At 72.4% G+C, this 21980-nt stretch carries 17 protein-coding genes and 1 pseudogene; 6 read left to right on the top strand and 12 right to left on the bottom strand.

Annotation, left to right across the window (positions count from 1 at the left end; genetic code table 11):
* The gene (locus tag DMB66_RS30205; protein ID WP_125807511.1) at positions 1-2529 is read right to left on the bottom strand and encodes a bifunctional diguanylate cyclase/phosphodiesterase; all 2529 of its coding nucleotides are present in this window, start codon (positions 2527-2529) and stop codon (positions 1-3) included.
* Positions 2530-2684: 155 nt separating this feature from the next.
* Here DMB66_RS30205 and DMB66_RS30200 point away from each other — a divergent pair, with 155 nt between their 5' ends.
* On the top strand, positions 2685-3905 hold the full coding sequence (locus DMB66_RS30200) for a PP2C family protein-serine/threonine phosphatase (RefSeq protein WP_125807510.1): 1221 nt from the start codon (positions 2685-2687) through the stop codon (positions 3903-3905).
* A gap of 5 nt (positions 3906-3910) precedes the next feature.
* On the top strand, positions 3911-5152 hold the full coding sequence (locus DMB66_RS30195; protein ID WP_233624939.1) for an AGE family epimerase/isomerase: 1242 nt from the start codon (positions 3911-3913) through the stop codon (positions 5150-5152).
* Here DMB66_RS30195 and DMB66_RS66065 read toward each other — a convergent pair.
* The 8 genes from DMB66_RS66065 to DMB66_RS30155 form a co-directional block, all read right to left on the bottom strand.
* On the bottom strand, positions 5146-5454 hold the full coding sequence (locus DMB66_RS66065) for a hypothetical protein (RefSeq protein WP_125807508.1): 309 nt from the start codon (positions 5452-5454) through the stop codon (positions 5146-5148). The genes DMB66_RS30195 and DMB66_RS66065 overlap by 7 nt on opposite strands.
* Before the next feature lie 45 nt (positions 5455-5499).
* On the bottom strand, positions 5500-5955 hold the full coding sequence (locus DMB66_RS30185; RefSeq protein WP_125807507.1) for a hypothetical protein: 456 nt from the start codon (positions 5953-5955) through the stop codon (positions 5500-5502).
* A gap of 680 nt (positions 5956-6635) precedes the next feature.
* Positions 6636-7985 carry a NarK/NasA family nitrate transporter gene (locus DMB66_RS30180; RefSeq protein ID WP_125807506.1) on the bottom strand — a complete coding sequence of 450 codons (1350 nt, stop codon included), beginning with the start codon at positions 7983-7985 and terminating at the stop codon, positions 6636-6638.
* Entirely contained in the window at positions 7982-8308 is a 327-nt protein-coding gene (locus DMB66_RS30175) for a Rieske (2Fe-2S) protein (RefSeq protein ID WP_125807505.1), read from the bottom strand. Before DMB66_RS30175 ends, DMB66_RS30180 begins: the two co-directional genes overlap by 4 nt.
* The gene (gene nirB, locus DMB66_RS30170) at positions 8305-10776 is read right to left on the bottom strand and encodes a nitrite reductase large subunit NirB (RefSeq protein ID WP_233624938.1); all 2472 of its coding nucleotides are present in this window, start codon (positions 10774-10776) and stop codon (positions 8305-8307) included. The genes DMB66_RS30175 and nirB overlap by 4 nt, the downstream gene beginning before the upstream one ends.
* 54 nt (positions 10777-10830) lie before the next feature.
* A complete protein-coding gene (locus DMB66_RS30165; RefSeq protein WP_125807503.1) occupies positions 10831-12912 on the bottom strand; it encodes a molybdopterin oxidoreductase family protein in 2082 nt (693 codons plus the stop codon).
* 68 nt (positions 12913-12980) lie between these two features.
* Complete coding sequence (locus tag DMB66_RS30160) at positions 12981-13733, bottom strand: sirohydrochlorin chelatase (RefSeq protein WP_233624937.1); 753 nt, start codon at positions 13731-13733, stop codon at positions 12981-12983.
* Complete coding sequence (locus DMB66_RS30155) at positions 13730-14884, bottom strand: uroporphyrinogen-III synthase (RefSeq protein WP_125807502.1); 1155 nt, start codon at positions 14882-14884, stop codon at positions 13730-13732. Before DMB66_RS30155 ends, DMB66_RS30160 begins: the two co-directional genes overlap by 4 nt.
* A 227-nt stretch (positions 14885-15111) precedes the next feature.
* Between DMB66_RS30155 and DMB66_RS30150 the strand changes: the two genes are divergently transcribed.
* The 3 genes from DMB66_RS30150 (at position 15112) to DMB66_RS30140 (ending at position 17276) form a co-directional block, all read left to right on the top strand.
* Positions 15112-15531, top strand: a complete 420-nt coding sequence (locus DMB66_RS30150) for a glycosyltransferase (RefSeq protein WP_158647410.1) — start codon at positions 15112-15114, stop codon at positions 15529-15531.
* A 168-nt stretch (positions 15532-15699) separates the two neighbouring features.
* The gene (locus DMB66_RS30145; protein ID WP_125807500.1) at positions 15700-16440 is read left to right on the top strand and encodes an EAL domain-containing protein; all 741 of its coding nucleotides are present in this window, start codon (positions 15700-15702) and stop codon (positions 16438-16440) included.
* 128 nt (positions 16441-16568) lie between these two features.
* Positions 16569-17276, top strand: a complete 708-nt coding sequence (locus DMB66_RS30140) for a response regulator transcription factor (RefSeq protein WP_125807499.1) — start codon at positions 16569-16571, stop codon at positions 17274-17276.
* Positions 17277-17316: 40 nt separating this feature from the next.
* On the opposite strand, the gene DMB66_RS61490 is transcribed toward DMB66_RS30140, so the two are convergent.
* Positions 17317-18129 (bottom strand): hypothetical protein, encoded by an 813-nt coding sequence (locus DMB66_RS61490; protein WP_158647409.1) that lies wholly within the window; start codon positions 18127-18129, stop codon positions 17317-17319.
* A gap of 96 nt (positions 18130-18225) precedes the next feature.
* On the opposite strand from DMB66_RS61490, the gene DMB66_RS30125 reads away from it, so the two are divergent.
* Positions 18226-19104 carry a glycosyltransferase family 2 protein gene (locus tag DMB66_RS30125; protein WP_125807497.1) on the top strand — a complete coding sequence of 293 codons (879 nt, stop codon included), beginning with the start codon at positions 18226-18228 and terminating at the stop codon, positions 19102-19104.
* On the opposite strand, the gene DMB66_RS30120 is transcribed toward DMB66_RS30125, so the two are convergent.
* Both DMB66_RS30120 and DMB66_RS30115 read right to left on the bottom strand, forming a co-directional pair.
* On the bottom strand, positions 19070-21331 hold the full coding sequence (locus DMB66_RS30120) for a hypothetical protein (protein WP_125807496.1): 2262 nt from the start codon (positions 21329-21331) through the stop codon (positions 19070-19072). The genes DMB66_RS30125 and DMB66_RS30120 overlap by 35 nt on opposite strands.
* Positions 21328-21980: pseudogene (locus DMB66_RS30115) on the bottom strand (thymidylate kinase); the annotation flags it as partial. The pseudogene DMB66_RS30115 and the gene DMB66_RS30120, both read right to left, overlap by 4 nt.

Raw genomic sequence — 21980 nt, 5'->3', positions numbered from 1 at the left:
TCAGGACAGGATCGGCTGGGGGCGGGTCAGCAGGGTGTGCGTTTCGGCGGCCGGCATCGGGCGGCCGAAGAAGAAGCCCTGCATGAACCCGCACCCCAGCTGACGCAGTTGCCCCCATTGCTCGGCCGACTCCACGCCCTCGGCGACGACGCGCAGGCCCAGCGCGCCGGCCAGGCTGAGGATCATGCCGACGATCGCCTCGTCCTCGCGGTCGTGGCCGAGCCCGGCGACGAAGGACCGGTCGATCTTCAGGATCTCGACCGGGAACCGGCGCAGGTAGGCCAGCGACGAGTAGCCCGTACCGAAATCGTCGATGGCCAGGTGCACGCCCAGCGCGCGGACAGCGCGCAAGGTCTCCACCGCCGCCTCGGTGTCGGCCATGATCGTGGTCTCGGTGATCTCGAGCCAGAGCGCGTCCGGGTCGAGACCGGTGTCGGCCAGCACCCGCGCGATGGTCGGGACCAGCGATTCGTGGGCCAGTTGCGCGCTGGCCACGTTGACTGCCACGTGCGCCCGGGGGTGCTCGCGGCGCCAGTGGACGGCCTGGGCGCAGGCCTGGGTCAGGATCTCCGCGCCGAGCGGCACGATGAGCCCGGTCTCCTCGGCCACCGCGATGAACTGGTCGGGCGTGAGCAGGCCGCGTGCCGGATGCTGCCAGCGGGCCAGCGCCTCGAACCCCAGCACCGCCGCCGTGCCGCCGTCGACGATCGGCTGGTAGAACGCGCGGATCTGCCCGCTGCCGATCGCGTGCCGCAGGTCGACGTGGGTCTGCAGCCGGCGTTCGATGGCGGTGCGCAGCTGGTCGTCGAAGACCTCCGCCCGGCCGCGACCGCGCTGCTTCGCCTCGTAGGTGGCGACGTCGGCGTCGCGGATCAGGTCCGCCGGGGCCTGCACCGTGCTCCCGTCGGCGTAGGCGACCCCGATGCTGGCGCCCACGCTGACCTCCCGCGCGGTCGCGCCGGCGCCCAGCACGAACGGCCGGCTCAGCTCGGCCACCACCCGGTCGGCGCGCTCGACGGCGACCGCCGGGTGGGCGAGCCGTTCGCAGATCGCCAGGAACTCGTCCCCGCCCAGCCGGGCGACGGTGTCGAGGCCGGGCAGCCGGGCCAGCCGGCCGGCGATCTCGCACAGCACCGCGTCGCCGGCGTGGTGACCGAGCGAGTCGTTGATCGGCTTGAACCGGTCCAGATCGATGAAGAGCACCGCCAGCAGGGCGCCGCGCTGCCGCCCGGCCGCCAGCGCCTGGTCCAGCCGGTCGAGGGCGAGCGCCCGGTTCGGCAGCCCGGTGAGAATGTCGTGGGTGGCTTCCCGGGCGAGCCGGTCGGTGGCGATCTCGGTCTTGGCCACGGTGTCGTTGAGCGCCCGCGCGACGACACTCAGCTCATCGTGGGTGTCGACCACGACCCGCCGGGTCAGATCGCCGGCCGCGACGGCGTGCAGCGCGGCGACCATCCGCCGGATCGGCGGCACCACCGACAGATAAAACCCGACAAAGAGGTACGCGCCGAGCAATGCGGCCAGCCCGGCGGCGAGCTGGACCCGGTACGCACGCCCGGAGAAGCCCTCGATCCGTGCCCGCAGCAACCGGTCCAGTGACGTCGCCGCGTTCGCCGCGAAGTCGGCGGCCGCGGCCCGGACCGCGTCGGAGGCGCCGGCCGGCACGCGGCCCGGCCGGCGGTCCTTGACCGCCGTCGTCAGGATCGCCGTGAGCGCGGCGGTCGCGTCGTCCAGCCGGCGGAAGTCGGCGATGGTCCGGCGCCGCACCGCGTCGTCGGCGGTCTTGGCGACGGCCGTCGCCACCGCCCGGCCGATCGTGGCGCGGGTGGCGATCAGCACCCCGTTGGTCAACCCGAGCTGGATCAGCGCGTCGGTGCGGGCGCCGGCCGGCCGGGTGTCGGCGAGCAGCGCCAGGTCCACTCCGCGCCCCGCGTTGTCCAGCACCACCGGCAGCCGGAACTGCAGGGTGTCCATCAGGTAGTAGGTGTCGAGATCCGGGTCGAGGGTCAGGTTGGACTCGTCGCCGACCCGCACGATCAGGCCGAGCAGGGCCGCCATGGCGGCGTCGTAGGCGGCGTACCGGTCGGCGGCCGTACCGGTGGCGTGCCGCGCGGCCAGCACCAGCCGGCGGCTCGCCGCCCATCCCTGGGCGGTGCCGAGCGTCGGTCCGGTCCGCCGGTCGGCGGCATCCACCACGGCGATGGCCCGGTCGATCGCGGCCCGGTCGATCGCGGCCTCGTTGACAACAGCCTCGTTGACAACGGCCTCGCCGCCGCCAGCGGTGACCGCGGCGTGCCGGCCCTGGGCGATCCGGCCGGCGAGCTCGACCAGCGGTGCCATGACCGCGACGCCGCTGCGCTCCTTGGCGCTGAAGGCGATCTGGTCGCGCTGCAGATCCACGTACGCGGTCGCGACGAACCCCAGCGGCACCAGCAGCACCAGGCCCACCACGACGAACTTCTGCGCGTACCGCAGCCGCCCGATCAGCGCGGCGGCCGGCCGGAACAGCGGGCCGAGGGCACGAGAGATCACAGGCACCGCTCCTTCGCCGCTCGCCCGGTGAGACTCCTCAATGCTCTATCGGTTGCCGGGCCGCCGGGTCAGGTCGTGGTATTTCGCCATCATGTCCGGTTCGGCCCCGCTCGCCGCGATTCGCCCCCGGTCCGGGCTGGTGACAGGATGCATGGATGGACGCGGTCTCGTCCCGCGACGCCGGGGACAGCACGGAGCTCGCCGCGCTCATCGGGGACGACACCGACGAGCTCTACGACAACGCACCCTGCGGAAACCTCGCCACCCTGCCCGACGGCACGATCGTCAAGATCAACCGTACGCTGCTGGGCTGGCTCGGCCACACCCGCGGGGAGCTCGTCGGCCGGCGGCGCTTCAGCGACCTGCTCACCGTCGGCGGCCAGATCTTCCACGAGACCCACCTGGCGCCGCTGCTGCGGATGCGCGGCGAGATCAACGGCATCGCCCTGGACCTGCGCGCCGCCGACGGTGCCCGGCTGCCCGTGCTGGTCACCGCCACGGTCAAGACCGGGGCCGACAACCGCCCGCTGATCGTGCGCATGACCGTCTTCGACGCCCGGGAGCGCCGCGCGTACGAGCAGGAACTGCTCCGGGCCCGTCGCGACGCCGACGGCGAGCGGGAACGCCTGCGCGGGCTGGTGGCCGGCCTGCAGCGCAGCCTGCTGCCGGTCAGCCTGCCCACCCCGGCCGGCATGCGCACGGCCGGTCACTACCGGATGGCCTCGGCCGACGAGGTCGGCGGGGACTTCTACGACCTGTTCCCGCTCGGCGCCGGCCGCTGGGGCTTCTTCCTGGGCGACGTCTGCGGCAAGGGGGTGGAGGCGGCGGCCGTCACCGCGGCGGCCCGATACACGCTGCGCGCCGCCGCCGTCTACGACCCGACGCCGGAAGCGGTGCTCGGCAACCTCAACGCGGTGCTCCACCAGGAATACCGCAGCCGGGCGCACCGGCACTGCACGGTGGTCTTCGGCCTGCTGACGCCCGACGGGGACGGCTGGACGGCGACCATCGCCGGCGGCGGGCATCCCCCGCCGCTGCTGCTGCGCGCGGACGGCACCGCCGGCTACCAGGACACCATCGGCGGCACCCTGATCGGGATCATCGCGGCGCCCCGGCTGGTCAGCCGCACGCTGCGGCTGGGCCCGGGCGACACGCTGGTGCTGTACAGCGACGGGCTCACGGACGCGCGGATCGGGGCGGGTCGCTACAGCGGCGAGGCGCTGCAGGAGTACGTCGAAGAGCTGGGGCCGACGGACGCGCCGGGGGCCGTCGCGGCCCTCGTCAGCCTGCTCGGCACCTTCGACGAGCTCGACGACGACGTCGCCCTGATGGCCCTGAGTGTCGACCCGGCCGGCACCCCGGCCGCCGTACAGTGATCCAGATGTCCCCCTGGCCGACGAACCCCGCCCATCACCGCTGGCTCGACCGGCACACCCGGGAGCTGCTGGCGTTCGGGCGCCGGACCGCCGACCCCGCGGGCGGCGCCCGCTGGCTCGACGCCCGCGGCCAGCCGGACCCGCGGCAGCCGGCCTCCACGCTGCTCAGCTCCCGGATGGCGCACGTGTACGCGGTCGGCACCCTGCTCGGCGTGCCCGGCGCCGCCCCGGTCGCGGAGCAGTCCCTGCGCGGGCTCTCCGGCCGGCTGCGCGACGCCGAGCACGGCGGCTGGTTCCCCACGGCCACCGACCACACGGTCAAGGCCTGCTACGACCACGCGTTCGTGCTGCTCGCCGGCGCCTCCGCGACCAGCGCCGGGCTCAGCGGCGGTCCCGCGCTGCTCGCCGCGGCCGAGGCGGTCTTCGTGCGGCGCTTCTGGGACGACGAGGCCGGGCGGTGCGTCGACACCTGGAACGCGGACTTCACGATCCTGGAGGACTACCGGGGCATCAACGCCAACATGCACGCGGTCGAGGCGATGCTGACGGTCGCCGGCGTGACCGGCGACGACGAGTGGCTCGACCGGGCGCTACGGGTCTGCCGGTTCGTGGCGGACACCGCACGGGAGCACAACTGGCGCATCCCGGAGCACTACGACGAGCACTGGCGGCCGCTGCCGGAATTCCACCGCGACCGGCCGGATCACCCCTTCAAGCCGTACGGGGTGACGGTCGGTCACGGCCTGGAGTGGTCGCGGCTGCTCCTGCACGCCGAGGCCGCCCGCCCGGCGGGGTCGCAACCGTGGCTGGCCGAGGCCGCACAGTCCCTGTTCGACCGGGCGGTGGCCGACGGCTGGGCGGTCGACGGCCGGCCCGGCTTCGTCTACACCACCGACTTCACCGGCGCGCCGGTGGTCCGCGACCGGATGCACTGGGTGACAACCGAGGCGATCAGCGCCGCCGCGGCTCTGCACCGGCGGTTCGGCACCGAGCAGTACGCCACCTGGTATCGAACCTGGTGGGACTACGCGGCGGAGTATCTGATCGACCACGACCACGGGTCGTGGTTCCACCAGCTCGACGCGGAGAACGCGCCGACCGACACGGTCTGGCCGGGCAAGCCGGACCTCTACCACAGCCTGCAGGCGACGCTGACCGCCCGGCTGCCGCTCACCCCGATGCTGGCCCCGGCCGTCGCCGCGACACTCACCGGGCGGGCGTCGCCTCCGGCCAGGGCCGATCACTGAGCCGCCGGTCCGCGGGCAGGGACTTCCCGCCTCGAGCAACACTTCGACGCACCGGACGAGACCAGCCTCTTTCCGGAGCCGGGCCGATTTCCGCGCGCCCATCGAGCGCCGAAGCCGGCCGGTACGGCACCGAACCGATCATCGCCGAGCCCAAGACCCCGAACATCAAAGGTCTGGGCAAGCTGCGCTACGTCGTCGAACAGACCTTCGCCCTGCTGCACCAGTTCCGCCGGATCGCCGTGCGTTGGGAACGCCGCCTCGACATCCACGACGGTCTCGTCAGACCGTTCGTCGCTGCGCACGCCGGGCCGGCGTGCATCGCACGCCGGCCCGGGAAACGGTTCAGCTCAGTCCGCGCCGCCGGTGACGTATCCGTTGGTGTGCAGGACCAGTTCGTAATGCATCGACAACTTGCCGGGCTTCCAGTGGAACTTGTCCTCAAACGACTGCGTGGGTTCGACCCACATGTCGCCGTAGATCGGGAGATCCCGCCCGCCGAGGGCCATGCGGGGCTGGCAGTCGCCCTCGGGCTTGTCCGGACCGAGTTCCCTGACGAACATCGAACGGCCGCCCGAGGTGTCGCAGCGCAGCATCCAGAACTTCGTGATCCGGTTGTCCTGGGCGCACCACCGGAAGGTGATGTTGCCCTTCCAGAGACTCACCTTCATGTTCTTGTACGCACTGCTCTTGCTCCACTCCCAGCAGGACTCGCGGCCCGCCGCTCCCGCCGGGGTGGCGACCCCGAAGGCCGCCGATCCGGCGAGCAGAACAGCCGTCGACGCCGTCGCTGCGAGATGTTTCATGATAAGTCGCTTTTTCAAAGGAACCTCCGGTTAAGGGGAATGAAAACAGAATTACCGCCCCGGAAGCTGATGAAAAGGGTCTTCGGTTCAGAAAGGACGGACGGCTGCCCATCCCGGCCGATCTTCAACTTCAGCACGACTGGGCGTGCGACCCTGCCCGATGGACACTCGAACGGGGTCTTACATCGAGCACACGCGCGACCAGCGAACTCCTCCACCGGCGTGGGCCGGCCCGATCCGTGATCGAAAGCTTCCCCGGCCCGCCTCCAGGTGTTGCGGATCAACTGGACCCGGCCAGGAGATCGTGTTAGGAGCTTTTTAGTGCATCTTTCCTAATGGGGATGAGCCGACCCCGGCGTGGCGAGCTTCGCGGCTCCGACGGCCATCCTGCGGGCGGGCGGGATGCCGTAGAGGTCGCCGGCGCCATTGCTGTCCAGGCAGCGACTGGGTCGTTCGATCTCCTGGATCGTGTGCGCGGCGGGGTGGTGGTCCCGGATCCAGAAACGGGACCCTGCGGAATGCTGGAAGGGGTATTGGTTCGCGTCGCCTGGTACAAGATCGCACTGGGCGCGACAGAGCTGTGGAACCCACGCTGATCGGGCCGGTCCTTCGAATGCGACGCAGAACGCGGCCGCCCGGGACGTCGATGGCCCGGGCGGCCGCGGTCGGATCAGGTCAGGTCAGACGCCGACGAGCTTGCGGTTCGACGAGCGCAGGTAGACCGCCCAGGTGACCAGCACGCACAGCGCGTAGAAGGCGATGAAGGCGATGTACGCCGCGTCCGCCGTCTTGTAGGTCAGGAAGGACTGCCGGAAGGCCAGGTTCACCAGCACCCCGCCGAAGGCGCCGATCGCGCCGGCGATGCCGATCACCGCGCCGGACAGCCGGCGGGCCTCGTGTTCGTCGCCCGGGTTCTTCAGGGCGAAGATCCGGGGGATCATCTTGTACGTCGAGCCGTTGCCGATGCCGCTGAAGACGAACAGGGCGATGAAACCGACCAGGTACAGCGGCAGCGAGCGCAGTTGCGAGGCGATCAGCACGATGCTCGCGCCGCCCGCCATCGCGACGAAGTTCCAGAAGGTCACCCGGGCGCCGCCCAGCTTGTCTGCCAGCGCCCCGCCGACCGGGCGGATCAGCGAGCCCAGCAGCGGGCCCAGGAAGGTCAGGTAGGCGGCCTTGACCGGGGTGCTGAAGTCCTCCGCGAACTGCACCTGCAGCACCTGGCCGAAGGCGAAGCCGAAGCCGATGAACGAGCCGAAGGTGCCGATGTAGAGCAGCGACATGATCCAGGTGTGGCCCTCGCGGGCGGCGTCGCGCATGCCGCGCTTCTCGTTGCGCGCCTGGGTCAGGTTGTCCATGTACAGCGCCGCGCCGAGGGTGGAGAGCACGATCAGCGGGATGTAGATGCCGGCGACGATGCCCGGGTGCCCGGCGCCGAAGAAGGCGAGCACGAACAGGGCGACCAGTTGCAGGGCCGCCACGCCGAGGTTGCCGCCGCCGGCGTTGATGCCCAGCGCCCAGCCCTTGAGCCGGTCGGGGTAGAACGCGTTGATGTTCGTCATCGACGACGCGAAGTTGCCGCCGCCGACACCGGCGATCGCGGCCAGCACGATCAGCGTGGTGTACGAGACGCCCGGCTTGATCATGAAGGAGGCGAGGATCGCCGGGATCAGCAGCAGCGCCGCGCTGAAGATGGTCCAGTTGCGGCCGCCGAAACGGGCCACCGCGAACGTGTAGGGAATCCGCAGCGCGGCGCCGATCAGCGCGGGCACGGCGGTGAGCAGGAACTTGCCGGCCGGGTCGATGCCGTACGCGGGGCCCAGGAAGAGCACCAGCGCCGACCACAGCGTCCACACCGAGAAGCCGATGTGCTCGGAGAAGATCGAGAAGATCAGGTTGCGGCGGGCGATCCGCGCGCCGGTGCGCTCCCAGAACGACTTGTCCTCGGGCCGCCAGTCGTCGATCCAGTGGCCGCGGACGGAAAGCGGGGGTCGTTCCAGCAGGGGTGGCGGGGTGGCGGTAGCGGTCATGACGGGACCTCCGAGGCAGCAGCTAGCGAGGAGATGACGAGATGGCCGTCGGCATCGACGGAGACGTGGTAAACGGTGAGATCACTCTCGCCGGTCAGCGAGCAACCGGTCTTGAGGTCGAAGGCGTTCAGGTGCAGCGGGCAGACGACGACCTTGTTGTCGATCTGCCCGTCGGCCAGTGGCCCGCCACGGTGCGGGCACAGAGCTTGCAGGGCGCGCAGCGAGCCGTCGCGCAGCCGGAAGACCGCGACCATCTCGCCGTCGACGGCGTAGGTGCGTCCCTCGCCGATCGGAATGTCGTCTACGGGGCCCAGGCGGGTCATACGGTCTCCCTGATCGGAACCTGCGGAAGCACGAGGAGCGGAAGCGAGGTGCGGAACTGCCCGGGGGTCGCGGGCTCGGCCCGCTCCTTCCAGGGATCCCGGTAGGCACCCACCGCGGCGGCGACCGCGGCGTCCAGGTCGGCGGCGATCCCCTCGGAGTCGTCGACCACCACCGCGCGGATGTGGTCGATGCCCAGCCGGGGCACCCAGGCGTAGGTGCGCTCCAGCCAGTTGGCGCTCTGCCGGTAGTACTGCAGGAAGCGCCCGGTCAGCGTGATGACCTCGTCGGGTGAGCTCACCGTGGCGAGCAGGTCGCCCTTGCGGACGTGCGCACCGGCGGCCCCGCCGACGTAGAGCTCCCAGCGGCCGCCGTCGATGGCGACCACCCCGAGGTCCTTCACGTACGCCTCGGCGCAGTTGCGCGGGCACCCGGTGACCGCGAGCTTCATCTTGCCGGGGCCCTCGAGACCCTGGTAGCGCTCCTCCAGCGCGATGCCCAGCGCGGTGGAGTCACCGACACCGAAGCGGCAGAAGTCGGAGCCGACACAGGTCTTCACGGTCCGGAAACTCTTGGCGTACGCGTACCCGGAGGGCATGTCCAGGTCCGCCCACATCGCCGGCAGCTGCTCCTTCGGCACGCCGAGCAGGTCGATGCGCTGGCCGCCGGTGAGCTTGACCATCGGCACGTTGTACTTCTCGGCGACCTCGGCGATCCGCTTCAGCTCGGCCGGGGTGGTCACGCCGCCCTTCATCTGCGGTACGACCGAGAAGGTGCCGTCCTTCTGGATGTTGCCGTGCACCCGGTCGTTGATGAAGCGGGCGTCCCGCTCGTCGATGTACTCCGCGCCCCACATCATCTTGAGCAGCGAGGCGAGGCCCATCTTGCTCTTGGCGTCCTCCTCGCCGCCGGGCACCAGCTTGGCGAAGACCGACGAGACCGAGCGCAGCCCGTGTGTGCGGATCGCGGCCATCAGCTCCGCCTTGGGCATCGGTACGCCCGGGACGTACCAGCTCGCCTTGGGGTCCTCCTCGACGGCGCCGCCGGCGGCCCACTCGACGATCCGCTGCACCAGCGGCTTGCAGGTGCCGCAGCCCTTGCCGGCGCGGGTCTTGTCCATCACGCCGCTGATCGTCTTGCAGCCGGCGTTGACGACGCCGCAGATCGCGCCCTTGCTGACGCCGTTGCAGTTGCAGACCTGGGTGTCGTCCGGCATGTCCTCGGGCTTGACCTCGCCGGCCGGCCCGCCGATGTCGAAGAGCAGTTCGGCCCGCTCCTCCGGCAGGGCCTGGGCCCGGTCGAACGACTGGATCAGGCCGGCGGCCTTGCTGTTGTCGCCGACCAGGATCGCACCGACCAGCGCCCCGTCGCGGATGATGAGCTGCTTGTAGATGCCCTTCTTCGGCTCGTTGTAGATGATCACCTCGTCGTCGTCGCTCTCCGGCGCGATGAGGCCCATCGAGGCGACGTCGATGCCGGCGACCTTCAGCTTGGTGGAGAGCTTCGAGCCGGTGTAGGCGGCCTCGGTGTGCCGGCCGGTGATGTGGTCGGCGAGCACCTTCGCCTGGTCCCACAGCGGCGCGACCAGGCCGTAGAGGTCGCCGCGGTGCTGGGCGCACTCGCCCACCACGTAGATGTCGTCCTCGCCGGCGGCGCGCATCTGGTCGTCGACCACGATGCCCCGCTCGACGGTCAGCCCGCTCTCCACGGCGACCTGGGTGTTCGGCCGGATGCCGGCGGCCACCACGATCACGTCGCAGTCGATGACCGTGCCGTCGGCCAGCTTGACCCCGGTGACCCGGTCCTTGCCGAGGATCTCGGTCGTCATCGCGTTGGTGATGACCTTGATGCCGAGCTTGTTCTCGACGCTGGCCTGCAGCATGTGGCCGGCCTTCTCGTCCAGCTGCCGCTCCATCAGGTGGCCCATGGCGTGCAGCAGCGTCACCTCGCTGACGTGGCTCTGCAGGCCGCGGGCCGCCTCCAGGCCGAGCAGGCCGCCGCCGATCACGACCGCGCGCTCGTGGTCCCGGGCGTACCGGATCATGCCGCGGGTGTCGTCGAGCGTGCGGAAGGCGAAGACGCCCTGGTGGTAGCCGCGCTTCGGGTTGCTGATGTTCTTGATCGGCGGGGTCCAGGAGCTGGAGCCGGTCGCGATGATCAGCTTGTCGAACGGGGTGGTGGTCCCGTCGGCCGCGATCACCACCTTGGCGTCCCGGTCGATCTTCTCGATCTTGGCGCCGGTGTGCAGCGTGATGTCGTTGTCCGCGTACCAGCCGAGGTCGTTGAGGAAGATCCCGGCCTCGTCCTCCACCCCGGCGAGCAGGTTGGAGAGCATGATCCGGTTGTAGTTGCCGTACGGCTCGTCACCGAACATCGTGATGGCGAACTTGTCAGCGCCGTCGCGGGCGAGGATCTCCTCGACCGTCCGGGCGCCGGCCATGCCGTTGCCAATCACCACTAGTCGCTGCATCAGGTGTTCCTCTCAGATCCGCGAACTGGCCTGGGTTTTCCGCTGCGGGTGGGCTCAGTCCGAAACGAGGGTGATCTTCACGGCGCAGGCCTTGAAGGCGGGCATCTTGGAATGCCGGTCGAGGGCGGGGTCGGTGAGCAGGTTGACCGCCTGGTCACCGCCCCAGTGGAACGGCGCGAAGACGGTGTCCGGCCGGATACCGGGGTTGAGCCGGGCCCGGAAGCGGGCCTTGCCGCGGCGGCTGGCCAGCTCGACCATGTCGCTGTCGGCGACGCCGAGCCCGCGGGCCAGGTCCGGGTGCAGCTCGACGCGGGGCTCGGGCAGCGACACGGTCAGCGCGGCGACCCGGCGGGTCTGGTTGCCGCTCTGGTACTGCTGCATGTTGCGGCCGGTGGTCAGCACGTACGGGTAGTCGCGGTCCGGCATCTCGTGCGGGTCGCGGTGCTCGACCCGGATGAACTTGGCGCGCCCGTCGGCGGTCGGGAAGGCGTCGGCGAACAGTCGCGGCGTACCCGGGTGGTCCTCGGCCGGGCACGGCCAGAAGACGCCCTGCTCGGCCTCGATCCGCTCGTAGGTGATGCCGGCGTAGTCGGCGATCCCGCCGGCGCTGGCCCGGCGCAGCTCGTCGAAGACCGTCCGCGGGTCGTCGCTGAAGAACTGCCCGCGGCCGAGCCGGTCCGCCAGCCCGCTGAGGAACTGCAGGTCGGTGCGGACGTCCGGGGGCGGCGGGAGCGCCATCTTGCGGCGGATGACCCGGCCCTCCAGGTTGGTCATCGTGCCCTCCTCCTCGGCGAACTGGGCCGTGGGCAGCACCACGTCGGCCAGCGCCGCGGTCTCGGAGAGGAAGATGTCGGAGACGACCAGCAGGTCCAGCGCGCGCAGCCGGTCGATGACGTGCCCGGCGTGCGGGGCGGAGACGGCCATGTTGCTGGCCAGCACCAGCAGGGCCCGCACGCCGCCGTCGGTGCCGAGGCGGTCGAGCATCTCGTAGGCGGACTTGCCGGGCTGCGGCAGCTCGTCCGGGTCGATCCCCCAGACGCCGGCGACGTGCGCGCGGGCGGCGGGGTCGTCGAGGCGCCGGTAGCCGGGCAGCTGGTCGGCCTTCTGCCCGTGCTCGCGGCCGCCCTGGCCGTTGCCCTGCCCGGTGATGGTGCCGTAGCCCGAGTACGGCCGGCCCACCAGGCCCAGGGCCAGGGCCAGGTTCACGTACGCCTGCGCGGTGTCGGTGCCGTTGCTGTGCTGCTCGGCGCCGCGGGCGGTGAGGATCATCGACGGGCGCTCGGTGGCCAGCAGCCGGACCGTCTCGTGCAGGTCGGCCTCGCTGACGCCGGTCATCCGCTCGACCCGCTCGGGCCAGTAGGAGGCGACCGAGGCGCGCACCCCGGCGAAGCCGGTGGTCCGGTCCCGGATGTAGTCCTCGTCGACCAGGCCCTCCCGGACCGCGATGTGCAACAGGCCGTTGGCCAGCGCCAGGTCCGTGCCGGGCAGGGGTTGCAGATGCCGGTACGCGCCCGCGGCGGTCGCCGTCCGGCGCGGGTCGACGACGATGTGCCGGGCACCCTCGGCCCGCCCGGCGTCGAGGTACTGCATGGACGGCGGCATCGCGTCGGCCGGGTTGGCGCCGACCAGCAGCACCGTACGGGCGTGTGCCACGTCCTCCAGCGGGAACGGCAGGCCGCGGTCGATGCCGAGGGCGCGGTTCGACGCGGTGGCGGCCGAGGACATGCAGAAGCGCCCGTTGTAGTCGATCGACGCGGACCGCAGCGCCACCCGGACGAACTTGCCGAGCGTGTACGCCTTCTCGTTGGTCAGGCCGCCGCCGCCGAACGCGCCCACGCTGTCCGGGCCGTACTCCCGCTGACTGCGCTGGATGCCGGCGACGATGCGCTCGTACGCCTCTTCCCAGGTGGCCTCGCGCAGCGGGCTGGTCCGGTCGGCGGCGTCCTTACGGACCAGGGGGGTCAGCAGCCGGTCCCGGTGGTCGAGCAGCTCCGCGGCGGTCCAGCCCTTGGCGCACAGGCCACCGCGGTTGACCGGGAACTCGGCGGGCTCGAGGCGGACACCCGGCAGTCCGGGCGTCAGCAAGATGCCGCACTGCAGTGCGCAGTACGGGCAATGCGTCTCGGTCACCGTCACGTGGATGACTCTTGCCGGTAACCGTTTCCCCACCAGACCGTTGCGGTTGCCACGGCGTTCGGAAATCCCTACAACCGGCTCGGAGCCATTGTGAGGTCCTGGTAACGAGCGAGTACCAGCTCCTCCACGGCGGGATCCGCGCACAGCGGCGGCGTCACCACGTCGGCGCCGGCCCGGTGCAGTGAAGAGTAGAACAGCCCCTCGGCCAGCAGATACGCCGCGATGGTGATCCGCCGGGCGCCCTGGGCACGCAGCCGGGCCACCACGTCCGGCACCCGCAGCTCGGTGCCGGAGGCGTAGGCCACGTGCGCGCCCAGCCGCGCGGCGACCGTGGCGATGTCGGCCCGCCAGGACGGATCGGAGGAACCGGCGGCGGCGAGCACCACCGCGTCCGCTCCGCCGATCCGGCTCTCCAGGCTCCGCACGAGCGCCGGGTCGGGGCCCAGCGGGGCGGTGGCGACGGCGTTGTTCGCGGCGACGGCCTCGGCGATGTCGACGCGGACGTGATAGCCGGCCGACAGCAGCAGCGGCACGACGACCGCGTTCAGGCCCCTGATCGCCTCGCCGACCCGCGGCTGCTGCACGTCCACGTAGGCCAGCCGGACGTCCAGGTCGGGACGCCGGCAGGCGACCCGGTCGACCAGGTCGCGGATCTGCGCCTGGCCGGCCGCCGAACGGGTGCCGTGCGCGACCGCCAGCAGCACCGGCGGCCTGCCCTCCCGGCCCGTCGGCTGACCCGCCGGGCCGATCGCCTGGCCGGCCGCCGAACGGGCGCCCTGTGAGACCAGTGGCCGGCCGCTCCGGCCGCTCAGGCCGGTCACGCGGCGGGCTCGTCGACGCGCAGCCGGTAGCCGCGTTTGATCACGGTCTCGATGTATCCCGCCGGGCCCAGCGCCGTCCGCAGCCGGGCGATCGCGACGTCGACGGCGTGCCCGTCGGTGCCCCGCGGCAGGGCCGCGGCCAGGCGATCCTTGGAGACCACGGTGCCGGGCCGGGCGGCCAGCGTGCTGAGGATGGCCATCGCGGCCGGGGCGAGCGCCTGCACCCGGCCGTCGATCAGCACGGCGTGACCGCGGATCTCCAGCACCGTGCCGGCGACGCCGAGCCGGGTCGACCGGAGCGGCAGCTCGTCGGTGACGGTCTTGACCAGGGCGCCCAGCCGGGACCGGTGCGGAGTCACCACGGGCACGTCCTGCTCGACGAGCGGGGCGGCGGTCACCGGGCCGACGCAGGCAGCCATCGTGTCACCCCGGAACTGCTCGAGCACCTCGCCCGCGCTGTCCCCGGCGATCTCCAGCAGCGCCAGCACGGCGGGAGCGCTGGTGAACGTGACGGCGTCGATCTGCCCGGCCGTGAGCTGGCCGACGAGCCGCCGTACCGGTGCCACGTCCGGCGGCAGCGTCCAGCGATAGACCGGGATCTCCACGACGGCGGCGCCGGCGGCCCGCAGGGCGCCGGTGAATTCGGCCTGCGGCCCGCCGTGCAGCTGCACGGCGATGCGGCGCCCGGCGATGCCCTGCTCCAGCAGCCGCTCGAGGATCTCCTCGGACGACTCGGTGACGGCGGACCAGTCCTCCCGCAGATCGGCGGCCCGGATCGCCCCGCACGGCTTGGCGCCGCGGGCGATGAGCCGGGCCCGGTTGAGCGCGGCCCGCAGCGTGTCGCCCATCCCCCAGCCCTCGGCCGCCTCCAGCCAGCCCCGGAAGCCGATCCCGGTGGTGGCGACGACGATGTCGGGGGCCAGCCCGACACAGGCCTCGGTGGCGGCGTGCAGCGCCTGATCGTCGCCGAGCGGCACGATCGTGATCGTGGGAGCGATGATCACCTTGGCGCCACGCCGTTCGAACAGGGCGGACAGCTCCTCGCGGCGCCGCTCGGCGGTCACCGCGATGGTGAAGCCGGCCAGCGGGCCGGCAGGGGGATATGGACCGGAAACGCCCGCGGGCGTCACCGGCCCGGTCGGGTCGGCCATGGGAGCAGGCTCCCCAGCAGGCATTACCTCCGCGCGTAGATCGTGTTACGACGGTGAAAACCGTGTATCACTCCGGGGGTACCCCCGCGGAGAGATCACCCGGATGATGCCGCCTTCAGGGTCGGTGTCCGGTTACGTCGCCGCAGGTGGCGACGGGTCGCGGCGCCTTGCGCCGGTCTTGAGTTCGGGCTGAAGCTGCGTTGACGATGCGGGCCGAACATAGTGGCATGACAATCGCGAACATGATCGCCAACCCGCCCGTCGTCTTCGCCGCCGGCACCCCGCGGCCCACTGTCGAGTTCTCGGTCATCATCCCGTTCCGGAACCCCGGCAGCGCCCTGCGGCACACCGTGCAGCGCATCACCGATGCCCTGTACGCCCAGAACGTCTCGTTCCAGGTCATCGCCGTCGCCGCCGACTGCACCGACGGCTCCGAGCTCACCCTCACCGGGCTGCACGGCACCTGGGTCAGCAGCGACCCCGACATCCGCGACCGGGGCGCGGCCCTGACCTACGGCTTCGCCGCCGCGGTCGGCGCCTGGATCGGCTTCGTCGACATCGACGCCGACACCGAGGTCGACCCGTACGAGCTCGTCGAGTGCCTGCACCGCGCCCGCGAGAGCGAGCGCGTCGACGTGCTGGTCTGAACCACCGCGCGCACCCACAACTTCACCCTGATCACCACACGACCCCGGCCGCGTCTGACGCGTGCCGGGGTCAGGTCTGTGTGGGGGCTATCGTATTGTTTTTCGGGCTTGCCCTGGTTTTGAAGCCGGTCAGAGGTTGCCTTGAGGGTGACGGCCGAACCTAGGTGCATGACGCTGACGATGCCCGCCCTGCCGACCATGCGTAGCCTCCGCGAGATCATCCGCTCCCAGGCGATCCAACCGATGTTCCAGCCGGTCGTGCGGCTGGAGGACGGGATCGTCAACGCGTACGAGGCGCTGGCCCGGTTCGACAAGTCGCACTTCCCCGGCCCCGCGGAGGCGTTCGCCGCCGCGATGGCCGGCGGGGTGGGCGTCGAGCTGGAGCTGGTCGCGCTGGAGCGGGCGTTCGAGCACCTGGGCGAGATGCCCGCCGGCGCCTGGATGAGCGCCAACCTGTCGGTGGAGGCCCTGCTGACCCCGGGGGTCATCGCGACGCTGCTGGCGCACGCGGACCGGGGCATCGCGGTCGAGCTGACCGAGCACACCCAGGTGCACGACTACCCGTCCCTGATCAAGGTGACCGAGGAACTGCGGGCCGCGGGCATCCTCATCGCGGTCGACGACGCGGGCGCGGGATTCGCCAGCCTCAGCCACATCCTGCAGCTGCGCCCGGACATCATCAAGCTCGACATCACGCTGACCCGGGGCATCGACGTCGACCCGGTCCGGATGGCGCTGGCCCGGTCGCTGGTCGGTTTCGCCCAGGACATCGGCGCCACCCTGATCGCCGAGGGCATCGAGACGCTCGCCGAGCACGAGAAGCTGCGGTCGCTGGGCGTTCAGCTCGGCCAGGGCTACTTCATGGCCCGGCCCGGCCCGCTGCCGGCGCTGGCACAGATCACCTACTGATCGCGGCGTGGGGCCCGGCGAGTCCTTCACTGGCAACCGGGGCGACCGATAGGTCTCGGGTCAGCCCCGCCCCATCCGGCCCGCGCAGCGGTGCCGCCCGTCGTCCCGCAGAGAACCGGAGGTGTCGTGTGTCCAGGCCACGCGCGCTCGTCGTCGAGGACTCACCCGAGTTCATGCTGCTCTGCCGGCACCTGCTGGAGAAGGAGGGCTTCGACGTCGTGGTCGCCACCGACGGGATCTCGGCGGTCGAGGTGGCCCAGCGCGAGCGGCCCGACATCGCCATCCTCGACCTCGGCCTGCCGGGCGTCGACGGCATCGAGGTGTGCCGGCGGATCCGCCAGTTCACCGACGCCTACATCGTGATGGTCACCGGCCGCACCGACGAGGTGGACAAGATCGTCGGCCTGTCCGTCGGCGCCGACGACTACGTGACCAAGCCCTTCTCGCCGCGCGAGCTCGCGGCCCGCATCCAGGCGATGCGACGGCGCCCCCGGGCCGCGGCGGCGGCCCCGAGTGCGGCGATCCGCGAGTTCGGCACGCTGCGCATCGACCCGGACGTGCGGGAGGTGACCGTCGACGGGCAGGTCCTCGACCTCACCAAGATCGAGTTCGGCCTGCTGGACCTGCTGTCGTCCGCGCCCCGCCGCACGTTCACCCGCAACCAGCTGCTCGAGGACGTCTGGGGCGACAACTGGTACGGCGACGACCACATCATCGACGTGCACGTCGGCAACCTGCGCAAGAAGCTGGGCGAGTCGGCGTCGGCTCCCCGCTACATCCGCACGCTGCGCGGCGTCGGCTACCGCTTCGAGCCGCCAACCACCCAACACCCATGAATGGGTAGGTTTGCAGGTCTCTGCCTCGCTGGCTGCGAGGTCAGGTCGCGTGCGGGCGGTTGACTGCGCCCCAACCCTCGACACCGCGCCCAGCCCGGATGTTCGCCTTCAGGTCTTGTAGGCGTCGCAGACCTTCTTGATCACGTGCTGGGCGGCCTGCGCACCGAGCCGGTGGTCCGCCTTGATGGCCCAGGCCCGCACTCCGTCCCCGGGTGAGGGCCCCTCGCGTGCCGCTCAGGCCCGGTGGCGGGCCGGGTGCCGGTAGCGCTGGATCGTGTCCCGGCCCACGCCGCGGCGCCGGATCCAGCCGACGGCCCCGGCGAGCAACGCCACGGCGGCTCCCCACCACACCACGTCCTGCGCGCCCCCTGCCGGCCTCGGCCGGCGGGATCGCGCCGACGAGATTGCGGATCACCCCGGCGGGGGTCCGGCCGACCGCCGACACGACCATCCCCGAGGCGAACCGCCCGCTCGAGATGTACTCGACCGGCAGCACCGCGGCGTCCGTGCTGGCTGGGGTGGCCAGGGGGGCCGTGCTGGCCGGGGTGGCCGGGGCCGGGCTCTGGCCCACCACGAGCACCCGGACGGCGCCGGACAGGTCCGCGTTCACCGTCGTGGTCGGCGCGGAGCCCACCCGCAGGCTGACCGGCGAGCCGCCGCGGAAGCCGAGCGCGTAGACGGCCAGTCCTTCGGCGCTCGCGCCCTCCGGCTGCTGCCACTGCACGGTCAGGGTGTCGGCCGTGCCGCCGTAGCCGGGCCCGTCCGCCAGCGCCGCGCCCGGGTAGCCGACCGCAGCGAGCACGGCGGCGGTCAGCAGCAGCGGCGCTGACCTGCCCGAACGAAGTCCCCCCATGGCGTTCAGAGTGCCAGGCCCAGGTTGCGGACAGCCTTGCCGAAGCCTTTAAGTGGCCTAGAGGTTGCGTTGAGGTGCGCCGCCGAACTGAGCGGCATGACCATCACGACGCTCGCCACCGCAACCGTTGCCCCCTCGAGCCCGGCCAAGCTGTACGACGCCACGCGCCTGTGGTCGCCAGCCGACGCCGGTGTCGAGCTCAGCGTCGTGGTCCCGTTCTACAACCCGGGCGCGGCGCTGCGGCCCACCGTCGAGCGCCTGGTCCGCTGCCTGACCGACGCGAACGTCGCGTTCGAGGTCATCGCCGTCTCGGACGGCTCCACCGACGGCTCCGAGCGCAGCCTCGACGGCATCGCCGGGGTCCGGGTCGTCGACAGCCGGATCAACCAGGGCAAGGGCGCGGCGCTGCACCTCGGCTTCGCCGCGGCCCGCGGCTCCTGGGTCGGCTTCGTCGACGCCGACGGTGACATCGACCCCGAGCACCTGATCGACTACCTGCTGCTGGCCCGGGACGGCGGGCACGCCGGTGTCTACGCGGACAAGCGGCACGCCGCCTCGGTGAGCGCCTCCTCGCCGTTCCGCAAGCTGGTCTCGACCTTCTACTCCACGCTGGTGACGCTGCTGTTCGTGCTCGGCATGCGCGACACCCAGACCGGTTGCAAGGTGCTGCGCCGCGACGTGCTCGCCGACCTGCTGCCCCGGCTGCGCGAGCGTCGCTTCGCCTTCGACCTGGAGTTCTTCGTCGCCGCCAAGGCCGCCGGCATCCAGGGCTTCGTCGCCGCCCCGGTGCGGCTCAGCGAGCGGGTCGCCGGTTCGACGGTGACCGGCAAGGCCATCCTGCGCACCATCCGCGACACTTTCGTCATCTTCGGCCGCAACCTGACCGGCCAGTACCGTCCGGCCGTCGCGCCGGTGACCGTCATCGTCCGCCCGCAGGCCCTCAGCACCCTCCGCGCGTTCGGTGAGGCCGCCTGACCTGGACACCATCCCCCTCCGGGGTCGCCCACCACTGCGACAGGTCCCGGCGGTGCTCCACCAGGCCGGCGGCGATCAGCACGGCCAGCGACACCAGCGACGTGATCAGTCCCAGCCGCAACCACCGCCAGGGCGTGTACCGCACCGCCACCGCCCCGGTACCGACCCGCACGGCCACCGTTCCGGCCGCCGTGCGCCGCGTTGGCAGGCCGCCGGCGGACCAGCCCGGCGACCACTCCTCCGGAATCACCACCCAGCCCGGCGCCCCGCGGCGCACCTGCCAGCTCGTCGAGCCCGTCCGGTGAATCCCCCCGGACGACGACGAGGGAACCGCACCCCGGTCCGGGCCGTCCACCAGCACCGCCTCGGAGCCCAGCACCCCGCGGGCCGCCCAGCCGACCGCCTCGGCGTAGTCGCCGGTCCGGGCCGACACCACCCGCCCGGTGCCGACCACCTCGACCCGGTAGAGGTCGAGATTCGGGGTACGGAGCACCGGGGTCAGGTCGTCCTGCCGGTTCAGCCACGCGTACGACTCGGCCTCCCGGTCGCGGGCCAGCGCCACGTAGCGCACCCCGAGCGGGGCCACCAGCCGGCCGAGGCCGCCGGCGCCGCCGGCCGCCAGCAGCCGGTGCACGTAGGCCATCCGCCGCGACACCGAGTTCGTCCGGACCGGACCGAGCTCGACCGCGTCGCTGCTGAGCACCGGACGGCGGAAGAACGCCGCGGCGGGCGTGGCGACGGTCCGGGAGTCGGTGAACCCGAACGGCTGGTACTCGTGCCAGGGCAGGAACAGCACCGCCTCGTCGCCGGCACCCATGATGTCGTCGGCGGCGTACCAGGACTCCGGGTAGCTGCTGATCCGGACGCTGCCGCCCAGGCCCCAGAACAGCGATGGCGCGACCGCGGCGTAGACGGTGCCGACGGCCAGCAGCGCCCCCGCGGCGGTCAGCCGCTGCATGGGCAGGCGGGCACGGCGGCACGCGACGGCCAGGCCCTCGACCGCCATCCCGATGCCCACGGCGTAGGCGATCATCGTCAGCGCCACCCATTTCTGCTGCTCACGCATGGCCACGAAGAGCGGGACGACGTCGAAGGCGGCCTGGTATACCGCGCCGAGCGGGCCGCGGATGCCGGCGCCGAGCAGCACCCCGGCCAGCGCCAGCACCGACAGGGCCGCCCCGGCCGCGCGGTCGCTGCGACACAGCCGCACGAGCCCGGCGAGCGCGGCCACCGCCATCAGCGTGGCCGGCACCAGGCCCAGGCCGAGCTGCGGGCTGCTGTCGGCGGCGCCGCGCCAGAAGCCACGCAACGACACCAGCGTCGCGAGCATGCCACCGGGCCCGGCGTGCGGCGCGTACACCTGCAGGTCGTTCTCGCCGACCCGGACGGTCAGGATCGCGCTGGCCAGCACCGCCAGGGCGTACGCGTAGATGCCGCCGGCGGCGGCGATGACCCCGGCGGTCCGGACCAGGTCGGCGCGCCGCGGGCGGGGCAGCAGCGCGATGGCGAGCAGCCCCGCGCCGCCGAGCCAGGCCGCGTGCGGCCCGACGGCCATGGCCAGCGCGTACCAGCCGGCCGGGCGGGCGGCGAACCAGTGGCCGCGGCGGCGGGCGTGCAGCGCCGAGGCGAGCAGCCAGCACAGCAGGGCGACCGACACGAGGAACGGCACGTGCCCCGCCTGGATGCGCTCGACCACGAACGGGTTGCAGCAGACGAAAAGCGCCGCCGGGTACCGCCGAAGCCGGCCGCCGCGGACCAGCGCGGCCACGCCGCCGGCCGCCACCGGGAAGTACAGCAGGATCATCAGCCAGCTCGTCGCGCCGGACCCGACGACCGTGCGCAGGGCGTGCGTGACCAGCCGGTACGGCAGCGCGTCCAGCGCGGCGGGGTCGAGCCCGTACAGGCCGGGGTTGATGGCCTGGTGCGGTCCGGACACCCAGTCCAGCAGCAGTAGATAGCCGTCGCGGGTCCAGGGCGCGACCACGGCCATCCCGGCCACGAGGCCGAGCAGTGCGGACTCGGCGGTCAGCCGGGCCGCCTGCTTGTCGAGGCCGGGCAGCCGCCGGTGTCTCGGCCCCCGCCGCGGTGCGCCCGGCTTACCCGCGGCGTGCGTCACCGGCGGCGGCCTGCCCGCCGGACCCGCGCCGTGCGGCTTGCCCGCGGCGTGCGGCTTGCCCGCGGCGTGCGGCTTGCCCGCGGCGTGCGGCTTGCCCGCGGCGTGCGTCACCGGCGGCGGCGCCGGGGGCCGTGCGCCGCCTGCACCACCGCCGCGACGAGCAGCGCGAGCGGGTCGGGTGCCGCGCCGGAGGTGTCCACGACGACCTCGGCCACCCGGGCCGGGTGCTCGGCCAGCAGCCGCCGGAACCGGAGCTGCTGCGCGGCCTGCTCGGCGAGGCCGCGTTCGGGCTTGCGGGCGTGGATGAGCTCGGGCGGGGCGTCCGGAAGCACCAGGAGGTCGGGCGCCGGCACCAGGAACTCGGCGGCCCGGGCGGCCCGCGAGCCGGGCCACGGCGACTCGCGCAGGTCGTACACCCAGCGGTCGGCGATGACGACGCGGCGCCGGGCCAGCGCCGGCGCCACGGTGCGCAGGTAGCGCCAGAGATACTCACCGGCGTAGAACCAGGCGGCGACCCGCCGCGCCCGGGGGTGGTCAGCCGCCGGCACAACGGCCGCCCCGCCCGGGTCGGGGATCCGGGCGGGCGAAGCCGGCGGGGTGGTGGCGCCGACTCCCCACACGCGCCGGGCCAGGGCGACGCCGGGAAGATTGCCGCGCGCCATGCCGAAGTACGCCGCGCTGGTGGAGATGCCGTAGCCGCGCAACCGGTCGTGCAGGCCGTCGGCGACGGTGGACTTTCCCGCGCCGTCCGTGCCGACCA

Source organism: Actinoplanes sp. ATCC 53533 (assembly GCF_003947245.1).
This window is presented reverse-complemented; position numbering and strand designations above follow the sequence as displayed.